Source organism: Nostoc sp. FACHB-280, from assembly GCF_014697615.1.
Lineage (GTDB): Bacteria > Cyanobacteriota > Cyanobacteriia > Cyanobacteriales > Nostocaceae > Nostoc_B.
This window is the reverse complement of the sequence record NZ_JACJSD010000017.1, coordinates 107,196-123,943: the sequence shown is the minus strand read 5'-3', so window position 1 is coordinate 123,943 and position 16,748 is coordinate 107,196. Positions and strand designations below refer to the sequence as shown.

Genomic DNA, 16,748 nt, shown 5'->3' with positions numbered 1-16,748 from the left:
CTATTTGTATCAAACTTAAAGTGAAACGGTATAAGGTGCTTCATTTCATAGACCCACAAACAAGAAACTATGAACACATTCGAGATTAATATCCAGCGCAAATTAGGCAAACACTGGCCGATAGTAGTAGAACATAGCAGACCGGGTGAACTACTATCATCGCGTTCGGAAGGAACCCTCGAACTCACAGCAGAAGACCTACAAAAACTCACCAGCTTACTGGGACAGCCCCTAGAATACGGCACATATCTCGGAAAAGCACTGTTTAAAGAAGAAATTCGAGATGCCTTTGTCCGGGCGTTACACAACAGTGACACAGCCTTACGAGTATTATTATTTATCGAAGCCACAGACCCAGAACTCAGAACCTTACGGTGGGAAAGACTCTGCGGCAAAATTGATGACAGTTGGCGGCTCTTAACATTAGAACAGCGCACCCCATTTTCCTTTTATATTCCAGCAATTACAGACCGCCGTTTCCCTCCCATTGGCCGCAGAGACTTACGCGCCTTAATCTTAGTCGCCAGTCCTGAACAAATTGGACGATTTAGCCTAGAACCCTTTGATGTCCAAGCAGCAGTTTCATACGTGCGTCAAGCCTTGGGCGAAATACCATCAGACGTGTTAGCCACAGTCCCAGATGCTATTGGCGAACCAACCTTAGATGAACTGTGTAAACACTTAACCGATAGAACCAAGCAGTATATATTACTGCACATCATCAGTCATAGTCGAGTCATCGAAAACGGCGAAACAGTCCTTTACTGGGCAAAGGAAAATAATCAAGTAGAACCAGTCACAGGAACACGTTTAATCGAAAGACTACGCTCATTAACAGGCGCAAAAGGACTACCACACTTTACTTGTCTCTCCACCTGTGAAAGCGCCAGTACAGAAGCCGAAGTTGGGCTTGGCGGTTTAGGACAAAGACTCGTACGGGATTTGGGAATGCCGGCAGTTATCGCCATGACAGAAAAAGTCACCGTCAAAACCGCCCTCGCATTAGGTACAAAATTTTACGAACAATTGCGTCAATCTGGGGAAGTAGACTCAGCATTACACGAAGCTTTAGCTGGACTTGCAGAACGGGGTGATGTGACTGTCCCCGCTTTATTTAGTCGTCTGGGTGGACGACCTTTATTTAGTGACCAACTAGATAGAGACTTAACTAACGCCGAAATTGGGTATGGTTTAGAGCAGTTTGAAAAGTTATTGTCAGAACGCGCCCCAGTATTACGCCAAAGATTTGCAGAACTAGCGCAGAAATTAGGTAATAGTTTAGGTGCAGATATCAACGCCTTAAGCAAATCAGCCCGTGAAGAACGGGAACAAGCTTTAACAGCAGTTAATACCCTTTGCGAAGAAATAGTTGACCTGAGTTTTAATGCCTTGGCTTTAGGTCAAACACCACCCACGTATAATTCTTGTTGTCCTTTCTTGGGCTTGTATCCTTTTCGCGAAGAAAACCGCGAGTTTTTCTTTGGGCGAGAACAATTAATTATTCAACTCAATGAAAAACTGACAGAACATAACTTTTTAGCAGTGTTAGGTGCTTCTGGGAGTGGGAAATCATCAGTAGTATTAGCAGGGCTGATTCCTGCATTACAAGAAAAACAGCCAAATTTAGTTGTGTCGTATATGACACCTAGCAATAACCCAATGGCGCAACTACAAGCGACTCTTGCGGGAGTGGAAAATCAACAACCTGCACCTTTAGTTGAGTCGTTGTGTTTGTTGGATATTGAAAATGAATGGGTTCCAAAACCAGAAACAGCCATTGAATTAGCCAAGGGTGGTGTTGCTGTCAGCACTGAGATGACTGTTAAACAGACTTCTATTTTAATCGTTGACCAGTTTGAGGAACTTTTTACCCTGTGTAATGATGAGGCTGAACGTCGGGAATTTATTGCACAAGTTTTAAACTTAACTCAACAGCAAAAAGTTGTAATTACGATGCGGGCAGACTTTTGGGGAGAATGCGCCCCTTACCGTGAGTTAAAAGAACTGATGGAAGCCCGACAAAAATTGATTGCGCCAATGGATGGGACGGAATTGCGAAAAGCAATGGAAATGCAAGCTGCACAGGTAGGTTTGCGCTTTGAACCAGGGTTGAGTAACACCATTCTTGATGATGTTCAAGGTGAACCGGGGGCAATGCCATTGTTGCAACACGCACTGCTAGAGTTATGGAAGCGGCGACATGGCAGATGGTTGCAGTCGGGGGAGTATGAAGCGATTGGTGGTGTGAGGATGGCGATCGCTCAAACTGCCGATGATGTTTACAATACCCTATCATTGTCGGAACAGGAACAAGTTAAAAATATTTTCATCCGCCTTACCCGCCTAGATGACAGCGCCATTCAAGGCGACATCCGCCGCGATACCAGGCGCAGGGTGTGGTTAGATGAGTTAGTTCCGGCTGGTAGTACAGCAGCATTAATTAAAGAATTAGTTAATCGGTTAGCTGGGGAAGGTGCAAGACTGGTAGTTACCAGCATTGATAGTTATACAAATAAAGAAGAAGTGGAAGTCGCCCACGAAGCATTAATTCGCTACTGGCCAAGATTGCTGAATTGGTTGGATGAAAATCGCACAAATTTACAACTACGAGAAACTATCCGTCAGGCGGCGTTAGATTGGGACAAGCAACAAAAAGATGATAATTATTTAGTGCATCGTGGCGGTAGGTTAGATGATGCCCAGATTTTATCTAAACAAGTCGGATTTTTGAATCAACTTGAAGCTAACTATGTCAATGCTTGTGTAGAATTGCGCCAGCATCAGGAAGCAGAAAAAGAAGCCCGTCGCCGTCGAGAAATTAGAATTGCTTGGGGGGTTGCTGGTGGCGCAGTTGTGGCTGTGATTATTAGTGCTAGTTTGGGGCTGCTGGCTTGGTTTCAAAAGCAAGAAGCCGAAATAGCTAAAGCTGAGGCTATCACTCAATCTTCTTTGGTACTGTTTGATTCTCATCAAGAATTGGAAGCACTGATAAAAGGAATTAAGGCTGGAAGAATCTTTAAAAAACAAAAAATTAACTACATTCCAGCTATGGTCACTTTACAAAAAGCAGTTTATGGAATAAAGCAGCGCAATAATTTTACACACGGCAGTGTAGTCTATGGCATAGCCTTTAGTCCCGACGGCAAGACATTGGCCTCTGCTGGTAGAGACAAGACGATTAAGCTCTGGGATCTTAAAGGCAAGCTACTGCAAACTTTCACAGGACATCAAGATTCTGTTATCAGTGTTGCTTTTAGCCCAGATGGTAAAACCATTGCCTCTGCTAGTGATGACAAAACAATCAAACTTTGGGATTTCAACGGTAAGGAACTACAAACCTTTAAAGGACACCAAGCTGAGATTAATAGCGTAGCCTTTAGTCCAGATGGTAAAACCATTGCTTCTGCTAGTGGTGACAAAACCGTAAAACTTTGGGATTTAAATGGCAAGGAACTGCGAACCTTTAAAGGGCATAAAGATAAGGTCTATAACCTGGTATTTAGTCCAGATGGCAAAACCATTGCTTCTGCTAGTGGTGACAATACTGTGAAACTTTGGGATTTAAACGGTAAACTACTGCAAACCTTTAAAGGACATCAATCTGCGATTGCTGGTATAGCCTTTAGTCCCGACGGTAAGGCCATTGCTTCTGCTAGTGATGACAATACTGTGAAACTTTGGGATTTAAACGGTAAACTACTGCAAACCTTTAAAGGACATGAAAAACAAGTCTTAAGCGTCGTTTTTAGTCCAGATGGTAAAACTATTGCTTCTAGTAGTTTTGACAATACTGTGAAACTTTGGGATTTAAGCGGTAAAGAACTACAAACCTTTAAAAAACAGAACACCGTACTTAGAAGTGTAGTTTTTAGTCCAGACGGTAAAACTATTGCTTCGGCTGGTTGGGGCAATGATGTGACACTGTGGAATTTAAATACTAAGGAATTAAAAACCCTCAAAGGACATGAAAATTATGTCTATAGAGTAGTGTTTAGTCCAGACAGTAAAACTATTGCTTCTGCTAGTTATGACGGTACTGTAAGACTTTGGAATTTAAACGGCAAGCTACTGCAAACTTTCAAAGGAGATATCTATCCAGTCTATAGCGTAGCGTTTAGTCCAGACGGTAAAACCATTGCTGCTGCTAGTTATGACGGTACTGTAAGACTTTGGAATTTAAACGGCAAGCTACTGCAAACCTTCCAGGCACACCAAGCTTGGATTAATAAAGTGGTGTTTAGTCCAGATGGTAAAACCATTGCTTCTGCTAGTGCGGACAAAACAATCAAACTTTGGGACTTAACTGGTAAACTACTGCAAACCTTCAAAGGACATCAAGATTCGGTGTTTAGTGTTGCATTTAGCCCCGATGGTAAAACCATTGCTTCTGCTAGTTGGGACAACACTATAAAACTTTGGGATTTAAGCGGTAAACTACTACAAACCTTTAAAGGACATCAAGAGCAGGTTACAAGTGTTGCATTTAGTCCAGATGGTAAAATGATTGCTTCAGCTGATGTGGATCGTAATGTGAAACTTTGGGATTTAAGCGGTAAGGAACTACGAACCTTCAAAGGACATGACAGTGGAGTCATAAGCGTAGTATTTAGTCCTGATGGTAAAACTATTGCTTCTGCTAGTTATGACAAAACCGTAAAACTTTGGGACTTAAGCGGTAAACTACTACAAACTTTCCAAGGACATCAAAAAGAGATATACGATGTGGCTTTTAGTCCCGACGGTAAAACCATTGCTTCTGCTAGTTGGGACAAAACCGTGATTTTATGGGATTGGGATCTAGATTCTTTGATGGTTAGTGCTTGCGATTTGGCGCGAGATTATCTCCAGAATAACTCGACGGTAGAAGAAAGCGATCGCCATCTGTGCGACGATATCGGTAAAAATTAATTCTGCTCACAAAACTTGTCAAAAAAGTGGAGGATTCATACCCACCACTTTCTTGTTCTGTCTGCTTTAACCCTTGACACACACAACTTGCTTGAGTGTCGCCACAACTTCGACTAAATCAGATTGATTTTCCATTACTTGCTCAATTGGTTTATAAGCACCTGGAATTTCATCTAAAACATCATTATCTTTGCGGCATTCTACACCTTTAGTCTGCTCAATTAAGTCATCAAGTGTGTAAACATTTTTGGCTTTATTTCTGGATAATAATCTGCCAGCACCATGACTACAAGAACAGAAACTATGAGCATTACCCTTACCTTTGACAATGAAAGATTTCGCCCCCATTGAACCAGGAATAATCCCATAATCTTCTGTCTGGGCGCGGACTGCTCCTTTACGAGTGACATACACATCTTCGCCAAAATGTACTTCTTTTTCGGCGTAATTGTGATGACAATTTACCTGCAATAAAGGTTTAGTTACTTTTCCACCCGCCAAATGTTTTTCAATAATGTGCTTAAAACGCATCATCATCACATCGCGGTTGAAACGTGCATAGTCTTGCGCCCACTGCAAATCATTCCAGTAAGCTTGAAATTCTGGTGTATTTGCCACAAAATAAGCTAAGTCTGGATCAGGTAAATTATTCCCTGCCATCTTGGCTAATTCTTTGGCTGTATTAATGTGACATTGAGCTAACTTATTCCCAATGTTACGTGAACCAGAATGTAACATTAGCCAAACTTGGTTCTCTGTATCGAGGCACACTTCAATAAAATGATTTCCTCCGCCAAGAGAACCCATTTGTTTCATCGATTTATTTTCTAAGTCCTGCACACCAGGGTGCAAATCTTGAAAATCATGCCAACGTTGCCAGTTAGTAACTGATTTTTCAATTTCTTTATTTTCGTTGAAACCTGTGGGGATTGCCGCTTCAATATCAAGGCGAATTTTTTTAAGTTTGCCTTCTAATTTATCGCCATTAAATGGCATTTTGATAGCAGACATACCGCAGTTATGCACAAAAACTCCAGCTTTCAGAGCAAAGTTGTGACATTCTGGTACTGTCAAACAATAAACATCTTCTGTGTAATTTAAAGGGATAACCGCTATCACTTTGTGATTACATTGATGTTCTTTTTTACGGTGGTTATGAAGACCAATTGGTGTCTTTACTTCTGCACCACAGATTTCACAAGTGTAATACCTATTCGCTATTTCCTTAGACTTAGCTCTTCCCTCTTCACTAGTATTATAGGTAATTAGATATTGTTTCCCTCGATTTCCATTGTCTGCAACAGCATTTTTAAAATGTTCTGGTTGCTGCTGCATATATTTTATAATGTTTTTAGTGCCTCTTTCTGCGTAATAATTATGTCCCTCTACAGTTTGGGCTTTTTTAGCTAAGGCAGCAATTCTTTTCTGTTCAAATTCAGGAGAATGCCAATGCTGATTCTGCTCTACTAAAGAACGATGGTAAGCAGAATGATCATTAGCACCCATAAATTCCAAATTTTCTGGTCTATTATCAGATTCTTGGAAGTTTCGATGATGAATAACTGTTCTTTGTCCTAAAAATTTAGGAATTTCACCTAGTAAACCAGACCTAGCAATAATCCAATGTGCTTTCTGCCATCGTTGGGAATATGGTTGAGAAATTAAGGTATAGCCTTCTTTGTCAACTTTAGAATAAAAGGGCATCAGAGAAGTTCCTGGTTGCAGTAATCCAGCTTCTTGATAATTACCATCCCTAAGCATAAATTGATGATCAGGGGTACAAATAATTTCCTCTTCATTATCTAAAATAACCTTGACAAGTGGTGCATTTTTTCTAGTCAATTTTGCGGTTGCTGTAGATGCAACTATTCTGCCTGTAGGAGTGCAAGCATAAACAATAAACTCTTGATATTGCTCTGCTAATTCTTGAATACGATAATATTTTCCATCAACTAAAGGAACTAAAGTATCTCCTATAAAACAACCAATATCCACGCCCACGGCAGCAGGAATGATGGCATCTTTGGTAGCAATTACAGAACCAACTAAAGCACCTTTTCCTAAATGCACATCTGGCATTAAGGCGACGTGTTTAAATACAAATGGTAGTGATGCCACATTTTGCGCCATCTTGGTTTCATCACTTGCTAAAGGATGATTTGCCCAAGATAAAACGGGTGTTTGTGTGTTAATTTCTAAGTTTTCGTAAGGCATTTTGTTGATTTAGATATGTTTGATGGTGATAATTCTGCTGTAAATCAAGTTTTGCATTGAGTTTCGATAAATTGCCTGCATAATATTACTTGTAATATAGTTGTAATACAAAAAATAGATGGGTGTCAATCCTGGTGCTTGGTGAGCAAAGCAGATTTTGGCAAGATACATTAAAATTTGTCAAGAAAATGACTAAATAAATATTATGGCAACGGCTCAAGATACCATCTGGGAACGTTTTTTATCTCCGGTAGTGCGTTTTTTGATTGATGAGGAGAAGTTACAAAGATACGCGCTAAGTATTGATTGGGAAAAAGAGGGCGATCGCATTCGTTCTGCCGATGTTACAATTCCTGCGTACTACAAGCAAAATTTTCACGGTATCAAAGGCGGATATCTCAATTCTAGTGCGGCGGTAAGTTATGACCCAATTACGGAATACGCCCTACCACCGAATGAAACTTGGGTGCGTCAAGCATTGATTGATGCGGTAAAAGTTCAACCAAGGCGCATACTTGATTTGGGTTGTGGTACGGGTTCCACAACTTTGATGTTAAAGCAAGCTTTCCCCCAAGCCGAAGTGATTGGTTTGGACTTGTCGCCATATATGCTGGTGAGGGCAGAGGATAAAGCCAGAACTGCCAATTTAAATATTATCTGGCGACATGGCAACGCCGCGCAAACCCATTTCCCCGATGCTTCGTTTGATTTAGTTACCGCGTCTTTACTATTTCACGAAACCCCAAGTGCAGTTACCCAAGCAATTTTGCAAGAAAGCTTTCGGTTATTAGTAGCTGGTGGACAGGTTTTAATTTTAGATGGCAGTCAAAAAACCCTGCGTCAATTAGATTGGCTGAATAATATCTTTGAGGAACCTTATATTCATGAGTATGCTGCTGACAGTGTAGATGCGCGTCTGGGTGCGGCTGGGTTTCAAGGGGTACGCACCGACGATGTTTGGTGGATACATCAAGTAAGTAGTGGGATAAAACCAACTCTGATTACAGGTTCAGCTATGCAAGCCACAAGTCAGGGATCAATAGACAGCACAATAGATAATAATAATTTGGAGGGTTTAGGATCTCCAGTATTTGGCATAACGGCATGAGTTTAAAGGCAGTTCTGTTTGATTTTAATGGTGTCATCATTAACGATGAACGCATTCACCTGCAATTAATCGATGAGATTCTCGTGAATGAGAATCTCCAACCCCAAAAACCCCAAGAACGTCAGACTTGTTTGGGCAGGAGCGATCGCGCTTGTTTTCAAGAACTGCTGGCAAATCGCGGTAGAGTAGTCACGGAAGAGTATCTCAACCAGCTACTTCACCGCAAAGCTGAAGCTTATGTGCTGGAACTGGAAAAATTAGAGAAACTGCCCATATATTCAGGTGTAGAAGATTTAATTTATCAGGTGCGTTCCCAAAATCTTTATTTAGGTTTAGTTAGTGGCGCACTCCGCAAAGAAATAGAATTAGTACTCAACCGCGCCAAACTCGCAGACTACTTTACAGTTATTGTTGCAGGAGACGACATCACCACCAGTAAACCCCAGCCAGACGGTTATCTGTTAGCAGTTGAACGCTTCAACCAAAAATATCCCGAATTAAATTTGCAACCGCAAGAATGTATCGCCATTGAAGACACCCCCGCAGGTATCCAAGCAACAAAACTAGCCAACATGAAAGTTGTGGGTGTAGCCAACACCTATCCTTTCCACATGCTTCAGCGTTGCTGTAACTGGACGGTAGATTATTTGACTGATTTAGAACTCGAACGAGTGCAGAACGTGTTTTCTGGCAAAGAACCACAGCCAAGGGTAAGTGAATGTTAGAATGTTTTTGGTGGCAGAGCGTTGATTAAATTGCTGATATTCTTCTTAACTCAGCACTCACAACTCAGCACTCAGCACTATTTTAAGGGGAATTAGCTCAGTTGGTAGAGTGCTGCGATCGCACCGCAGAGGTCAGGGGTTCGAGTCTCCTATTCTCCATCGCACAACAGAACGACGAAATAGTTCTACTATAATTCGCCAGCGTCCCTCAATTTCTGCAACTACATCATGACGCTTTAAAGTAGCTAAAGCTGCCTGTAAACTATCACTTTTCATGCCAGTAGACTCAGCTAACGCATCAAAACTTAACCCTTCTATCTGAGGTGCAAGTAGCTTTAATATTTCTTGCTGACCCTTTGCACCTTGCGCTGCTTGACCCCAAACCCCATCAAAATAGTAGCGTCCGCGCTGGAAAAACTCAGGATCATTAATCACAGCTTCTACATCTTCAATTGTAAAAACAGGGTCGCGGGGTCTACCTTGCTCAAATACTTGGTCATTGTAGCGCCGCACTAAATAAAATCCTACTAGTTGCACTAAATATGGTTGACCATGAGTTAAAGTATAAATCTCGTCTAAAGCTTCTGGGGTGTAGTCAAGGAGAAAATCTTCATCTGGGTTAGCTAAAATTTGGCGAGTAGCTGCACGTTCTTGAAAATTGACATGAATAGGAATAATGCTGGCGAAAAAAGGTTGAAAGTAATCTGAGGTCATTTCTTCTAAAGTATGCAACCCAGCAAAAGCAAAAGCAATTTTAGAACTCATTTGTACCAACCCCCGCAAATAACCCATAAAATCTGGAGGGATTTTTCCGGCTTCGATGAGTTCTTCAATTTTTTCAAATTCGTCTAAGGCAATAATTAAGCCAGTTTCTAAATTTGTTTCTACCTGTTTTAAATAACGTTCAAAAGTTCTATAAGGAAGATTTAATAAATTTGCGTCATTTGGTGGCGGAAGTTTCACTGTTTGAGCAATTTCATCACTAATTGCTATTAACACCTCACCCACACCTTGGGGTACATTTCCCAACCGCAGCAGGTTTACATAAGATAACTGTATGCCTGAACCTAAACATGGAGACGCATTCAGCAAAATTGAAGTTTTACCCATACGCCTGTGACCGTAGAGGACTACAGACTGGAGTTGATTACCCATCACCCAGAGTTCTTCTAGTTGTCTGATGATATCTTCTCGCCCAACAAAGAGATTACCTCGCACTGGGTCGCCTATAGTATATGGATTATTTACAGGCTTGGTAATGGAAATTTCCCCAATTTCGCCAGCGATTTGTAATAAGCTTTTTTGCCAAGCTTGGGTAATGTCTATAATTAAATCGCGTTCAGCTTGTGGCAAGTTATCGGCTGTATTTAGAATACTTGTCAGTTCACCTAAAGCACGGTTAAGAGCGAAAGACCGTGCGGAACGTGACACACTTTTGTTAACAAACTGGATATCTTCAATTACGCGACCTAAACTTTTAAGAGCTTTCCAAGTGCTAGGGCGTAAAAGAGGTTCTTGGGGAAAAGTCGGTATTTGCAGAGTAAGTATAGTAGATATTTTTTTTGTATATTGAAATGCTACTAAAGTTTGGGCAAGAATGTACATTTCCTCACCATAAAGCAGAGAACGTATTACAGCAAAAGCTTGTTGTGCTTTTGTCGGTTGTTTTTTATGGAGATACCAAAAACCAGCAGCAGCAGCACGAGCAGGGGTGTCTATACGAGGAGCAATTGTAAAAGGAGAACTTGGCTCTTTAAGATAACGAAAAAATAAAAAGCCTTTAATAAGTTGCTGCTTGATTTGTGCTGATAAAGATGCTGAAGCAAAACCGACTATTTTCCAATCAAAGGGATTTGCAGCCAACCGAGAAACACGCCAAATAATTTGCTCGGATGGAGTTTTGGCAAGCACCTGATTAACTGCTTGCACAACAGGGATAAATTGCAGAGTATACGCTAAAAATTCATTTGTGTTATGCAAACCTGCTTCCCAATCTTGTTGCAGCCAATTTTGCAAGTGCCTATTCAGATTCAGCAGAGGAATTGGGCTGATACGTGGGAGTAAGTAACTACTTTGGAAGCTTTGCAGGTGTAATAGTGAGCCAATGAGCCAATTCTCTGGACGCATCATCGACACACCTACCGCCATGCAGAACGTCACGCAGAGTGTCACGCCTGCTGCGACACCTCCCGTCATGCCTATCGCTATGCCTCCCGCCACACCGAACACCACGCCGAATGTCACGCCTACCGCCACACCGAACGTCACGCCTACCACCACACCGAACACCACGCCGAACGTCACGCCTACCGCCACACCAAACACCAAGCCTACCGCCACACCAAACGTCACGCCTACCACCACACCGAACATCACGCCTACCGCCACACCTACCGCCATGTCTAGCGCCAAGTCTTTCGCCAAGTCTTTCGCCACGCCTATCGCCACGCCTTTCGCCACACCAAACACCAAGCCTACCGCCAAGACTACCGCCACACCTCCCGCCACACCTCCCGCCACACCTCCCGCCACACCTCCCGCCACACCTCCCGCCATACCTATCGCTACGCCTCCCGCCATACCTATCGCTACACCTCGCATTACACCAGACCAGTCAATGCGAAAGTCAAGAGCCTGCAAAATTAGCCCCAAAACCACTGGAGTCAGAATTGTCAATACCAATCCCTGGAAAAGCAACCGACGCTGGATAGGATGCTGGCGCAAAACTTTCCATCCTTGTTGCCAATTTATTTCCTTCGGAGAAATATATCCACCACCAAAGGCATCAATATACCACCGCACAGCCTGGGGAAAGAAAAACACCCAGTACAACAGGCGCAAATAATCTAAGGGGTTCCACAGTGAAAGGGGGCGCTTCAATTTTGGTGCTAAGTTGAGGCGAGGTACAGGAGATGTCATGATTTACCCTTTGCCTTTACTTCGTTATGCTTGCAGTACCCAAATATCGTATTGAGGTTCCCATTTAAGTAGTCATACAAAATTAAATATACATTTGTCATTGCGAATGGAGCGAAGCGGAATGAAGCAATCGCAAGGGTTTGGGATTGCTTCGGAAGCCTCGCAATGACCATTATTTTGAGGTTCCTATGATCACTGTTAGAAAACGGAGCTATTTTTCCGTTTAGCGTGATAAGTTCTTGTTGATCCCCCCAACCCCCCTTAAAAAGGGGGGCTTGTACCGTTATAACTTCTTGCTGATTATTAGAAAGCGGGGCTATTTTTCCACTCACCCCCTTAAAAAGGGGGTCGCCGTAGGCGGGGGGATCTAAATCTAGAATGACCCAACCATGATCTTGAAGAAGAGAAGTAGGGGGAGAGGTCAAAATACTACCTTTCATCTCGCACCTGCCAAATACCGCGAGTAAGTTTGATAACACAACTGCATCAATTTTCGAGGATGTCCACCACTTTCTTGAATCAGTTGGATGATTTCTTCCTCAGTAAACTTCACCGGAGTTCTAGCTAGACGGCTGCTAATCAAATCGCGGATGCTGATTTCATCCCAAGGTTTGATATTTTCCTGTTGGCAAATACCTGCTAATGGCGATGTTTTACCATAATTTTGACTATCTTTAAATAGCTGATCTAAAGGTTCAGTTGCAGCTAAAGCCAACCGCAGATTACTACCTTCAGCTAAACCCCGCAAATAATCTCGCACCTGACGAGTAAACCCTTTCCATCTCAACTTACCTACATTATCTATAGCCAGCAGTACTCGTTTATCTCGTAAATTGCGAGTTAGCATATAACCCTTACTTTCAGGGATACCTATCTCATGGCACAAAGCTTGATAAAATTCTTCTTCATCATTAACCCAATTCAAATCTAAAAATGCTGACTGACGCTGAAGCTGATTTTCTGCCTGTTGACAAATCGCCCATAACAAAGAAGATTTCCCAATTCCTTCTTCACCTACTATAACTACACTACTACCACTGTTAAACAATTCAAATATCCGTTGTATTTCCTGCTTTCTGCCAAAAAATAGTTGTGAGTCTTCTACTCTCCCTTGTTGGGGAATAAAAGGATTAGTTGATTCTAACGTTAATGGCGTAATAGTGGGAATTTGTGTAGATTGCTGTTTATATATTTTCTCTACTGAAGATTTAAAGTTATCTTTCTGAACTTTGATTTGTTCTTGAGAAAGTTTAGAAATTTTATTAAATAGCCTCACTCCTATTTCTTTGACAGATTGATAATTATAGTTTATTTCTCCAGCAATAACAGGATAAGTCTTACCTTCCCAGATTCCCAGAAACACATCCCTTTCAGAATCTTTAAAACCAGCCTCTCCTTGAGAAGCAAGCAGTTGTTCAATAAAATAAAATGCGTCTTCTCCGTTCATTAGTTGCAGAAAATGACTGGTAATTAATCATATTACACCAAAACTGAGGATATTTTTACACAATAAATCTTAGCCAATCCTCAATCAATCGTGATGTCAAAGATGCCCGACTTATTTAAGAAGTCGGGCATCTTATCCTACTTGAACCTACTTTGACCTACCTACTTTAAAAAATAACCTTAGTAATTATTCCTACGCCCACATACTGCTAAATGAGAGCCATCCAGATAACTTAATAAGTAAGCGATAAAAAATCTGGAGTTATTTAAATATGAAACTAAAACTTTCTAGTTCTGTATTAGTTGCTATCATTAGTGCCTGTGCAACTTTAGGCGTTGCATTAATTAATAAAACAAGCTCTCAAACCAATAATTTTAATAATCCCACGCCTGCTAATTCATCAACCGCGAATATTCTCCAATGCCATCAAACTATTGCCGATCAAGTATGTGTTTCTCATCTCGTTTTGCAGATTAATAGTAATGAACCACAACAAATTAAATATGGTGAACGGTTGCCTTTAAGCGCAGGAGATAAACTAAAACTATTAAATTTAAGTTATTGCATACCCCTGGCAGTAAAAATCAACCGATTAGAAGCAAAAGCAGTTTTATTTCAAAATGGCATTGAAAGTTACCAAAATGTGCTGTCAACTCCTAGCAGTTTTCCAATTAATACTGGTTGTCATAATATCAGCAATTTTCAACAATCATGGAAAATCTCACAAGGGCAACACAGAGTGATGATTCCTCTAATTAAAACGGACGGCAGTTATAGAGTTGTTGATAAAAGCTTTTACCTGAACTTAGATGCGGGCAATTAATCAAAATAATATCGTGATTAATAGGCAGTTATACGATCGCTCTCATCTTGTGTTCACACTACTATTTTTTAGCGATCGCAGTTTTAATCCCTGAGAGATATTCCCTGGTGGCGCTGATTTCTGCACAATAGGTCAGTAATCAAACTGGATTTTTCTAGCCGTCATCAGCATAATGCCATCCACAAATAAACGTCCTTTTCGTTGGTTGTTGCAACAGTTTCAACTTAAGCCAGGAAAACCCGCTATTTTCTCTGGTGTTCGGAGTCTGTTGATTTTGGGTGTTCCCATTGGGTTAGGAATTGTGACAGGAAATGCTGCTGCAAGTGCAGTTGCGACTATGGCGGCTTGGTTTGTGGGGATGGTAAATGTTGATGGTACTTACCGCCAGCAATTACAGGCTATGATTGCAGCTACTGTTGCAGTGACGCTAGTATTTCTGATTGCTAGTCTGGTTAGTGGTCATCTGTGGTTAGCTATCCCGACGACGTTTGTTGTGATTTTTATCGCCGGTTTAGCGGGTTTGTATGGCAATGTCGCTGCATCTGTTAGCTTGGTGACTTCCATTATGTTTGTAATTGCCTTGGCTAGATTTGCGACATTTACCAATTTTTCGACTCTGATTTTACACTGTCTGCTATGTCTAGCTGGGGGAACATGGACAATTTTACTGTCATTAGGCTTTTGGGCGGTGCAACCTCATGATCTTGTCAGGCAAGCTGTGGCTAATTGTTATCTCTCGTTGAGTCAATTTGTGGACTTAGTGAAGGAGAGAGTCTTTGATTATCAAGATACTCAGGCGTGGACAGAAAAATTTTTACCAGCGCAGGATGCTGTAATTCAGAATTTAACTGCGGCGCGGAGTTTATGGACAGCGAAATGGACTGTGCAGAAAGGTGCTAATCAGCAGGGAAATAATTTATTGGTGTTGATTGAAGATGTCAATCAAATTCTGAATGGGATTGTGGCACTCAATGAACTCTTAGCGATCGCATCTGCACATCATTTATTTTCTCAGTTACAGAACGAGATTCAACAAGCGATCGCACAATTGGTAATTGCTCTAGAAATGTTAGCAAAAGCGATCGCTAAAGGCAAAAACTCAGTTCATTTAGGGGATTTACATCGTACCATTGAAGCACTACAACACCAATGGCAAGTTCTCCGTTCTCAAATCCTCTCCACAACTCACCCCCACACAGATGACTATGGCGATTTAGTTCATCTGCGGCACATTACCAGCAGTTTGATGAATCTTGCCCAACAAATCCAAACTGATGCCGAAATTGTGGCAGATTACAACCAAGGAAAACAGCGTCTGATTCCGCAAGCAGATATTTCTGCGCTGCCTGAATCAAATTTTGGTGTAATTATTGATACATTACGTAATAATTTCACCTTTGATTCCATCACCTTTCGCCATGCCTTACGTTTAGCACTAATTACAACATTTGCCGAATTTCTGGCTGCAATCTTACAACTACCCAGAGGTTACTGGATTACTTTAACAGCTTTAGTGGCACTTAAACCCAACTTTGGCGGAACCTCAGAAACCACAGTGCAGAGAGTCATCGGTACAATTTTAGGCGGAATGATGGGGATTGTGCTGATTTTATTAGTTCAGAACCAATATGCGATCGCAGTTTGTTTACTGCTGTTGGTATTTATTGCTATGTCAGTACGACCTTTAAGCTACAGCCTATTTACCATATTGCTGACTCCTGCCATTATCTTATTACTTAATTTAATTAGTGCAGGTGGCTGGCAAGTAGGAGTTTTGCGAATTATTGATAGTATATTTGGCGGTGTTTTAGCCTTGGTTGGCAGCTATTTACTATTTCCCAGTTGGGAACGCCAACAACTTCCCACACAATTAGAAAAAACTATTCGTGCTAATCTTGCCTACTTTCAACAAGTGATTGCTAACTACCTTTATCCAGAACAAAATATATTGACTTCCATTAATAACTTACGCCATCAAGCAGCACTAGAAAACGCCAACGCCACCGCCGCAGCCCAAAGATTATTTAGCGAACCTCGTCACGTCCAAGGTGAAATTGAACCTGTCATGACCGTGATTTTATACATTCGTAGCTTTTTTAGTTCAGTGACAACTTTAGCCGAACATCTGCGTGAATTTAGCGGGCAGTATCAATTTACAGAACTCCCACAAATTACAGATACTATTGTGCAGATTTTAGAAGACCTAGCAGATAGTCTCCAACAAAAACAGTCACCCCAGCCATTACCACCATTGGATAATTATCTCGAAGTTATTCACAATCAAATTGAGCAGTTACATACTGCTCGTTTATCAGAAATTCCTAGATATTCTCACACTTTAACTCCCACATTACAAGCAGTGCGAGAACAAACTACCTTATCTACAGAACTAGAACGCATTATTAATGAAATTAAAGTCATTCACTGTGTAATTTCTCGTTGGCGATGTTGAATCTAATTCACGATTTATTGCTGATATAGCAGTCCTATTTGATATCTGAATATGAGAGACAAGGGAGACAAGGACTAGTGTACACACCAATATTTGTGTAGTGCATCTTTGTATCCCATACAAAATAGAGACGTTGCGTGCAACGTCTCTAT

At 41.3% G+C, this 16,748-nt stretch carries 9 protein-coding genes and 1 tRNA gene; 6 read left to right on the top strand and 4 right to left on the bottom strand.

Annotated elements, in window-relative coordinates; all coding sequences use genetic code 11:
- Positions 1–69: 69 nt before the first annotated feature.
- Positions 70–4,908 carry an eIF2A-related protein gene (locus H6G75_RS14700; protein ID WP_242051536.1) on the top strand — a complete coding sequence of 1,613 codons (4,839 nt, stop codon included), beginning with the start codon at positions 70–72 and terminating at the stop codon, positions 4,906–4,908.
- A gap of 66 nt (positions 4,909–4,974) precedes the next feature.
- Here H6G75_RS14700 and H6G75_RS14695 read toward each other — a convergent pair whose 3' ends face one another.
- Positions 4,975–7,122, bottom strand: a complete 2,148-nt coding sequence (locus H6G75_RS14695; protein ID WP_190980781.1) for an RtcB family protein — start codon at positions 7,120–7,122, stop codon at positions 4,975–4,977.
- Between the two features lie 205 nt (positions 7,123–7,327).
- Between H6G75_RS14695 and H6G75_RS14690 the strand changes: the two genes are divergently transcribed.
- From H6G75_RS14690 to H6G75_RS14680, 3 genes are all read left to right on the top strand, one after another.
- Complete coding sequence (locus H6G75_RS14690; RefSeq protein ID WP_190980780.1) at positions 7,328–8,230, top strand: class I SAM-dependent methyltransferase; 903 nt, start codon at positions 7,328–7,330, stop codon at positions 8,228–8,230.
- Positions 8,227–8,955 (top strand): HAD family phosphatase, encoded by a 729-nt coding sequence (locus tag H6G75_RS14685; protein WP_190980779.1) that lies wholly within the window; start codon positions 8,227–8,229, stop codon positions 8,953–8,955. The genes H6G75_RS14690 and H6G75_RS14685 overlap by 4 nt, the downstream gene beginning before the upstream one ends.
- 86 nt (positions 8,956–9,041) lie before the next feature.
- Positions 9,042–9,114, top strand: a tRNA-Ala gene (locus tag H6G75_RS14680).
- On the opposite strand, the gene H6G75_RS14675 is transcribed toward H6G75_RS14680, so the two are convergent.
- Genes H6G75_RS14675 through H6G75_RS14665 form a run of 3 tightly spaced genes read right to left on the bottom strand, consistent with a single transcriptional unit; the run spans position 9,088 to position 13,321 of the window.
- The gene (locus H6G75_RS14675) at positions 9,088–11,874 is read right to left on the bottom strand and encodes an ATP-binding protein (protein WP_190980778.1); all 2,787 of its coding nucleotides are present in this window, start codon (positions 11,872–11,874) and stop codon (positions 9,088–9,090) included. The two genes, H6G75_RS14680 and H6G75_RS14675, sit on opposite strands and share 27 nt — an antisense overlap.
- Positions 11,871–12,314, bottom strand: a complete 444-nt coding sequence (locus H6G75_RS14670) for a hypothetical protein (protein ID WP_190980777.1) — start codon at positions 12,312–12,314, stop codon at positions 11,871–11,873. The genes H6G75_RS14675 and H6G75_RS14670 overlap by 4 nt, the downstream gene beginning before the upstream one ends.
- On the bottom strand, positions 12,311–13,321 hold the full coding sequence (locus tag H6G75_RS14665; protein WP_190980776.1) for an AAA family ATPase: 1,011 nt from the start codon (positions 13,319–13,321) through the stop codon (positions 12,311–12,313). Before H6G75_RS14665 ends, H6G75_RS14670 begins: the two co-directional genes overlap by 4 nt.
- Before the next feature lie 271 nt (positions 13,322–13,592).
- On the opposite strand from H6G75_RS14665, the gene H6G75_RS14660 reads away from it, so the two are divergent.
- Complete coding sequence (locus tag H6G75_RS14660) at positions 13,593–14,144, top strand: hypothetical protein (RefSeq protein ID WP_190980775.1); 552 nt, start codon at positions 13,593–13,595, stop codon at positions 14,142–14,144.
- Positions 14,145–14,316: 172 nt separating this feature from the next.
- Positions 14,317–16,596: an FUSC family protein gene (locus H6G75_RS14655; protein WP_190980774.1), complete on the top strand. Its 2,280-nt coding sequence runs from the start codon at positions 14,317–14,319 to the stop codon at positions 16,594–16,596.
- The last annotated feature ends 152 nt before the right edge of the window (positions 16,597–16,748 follow it).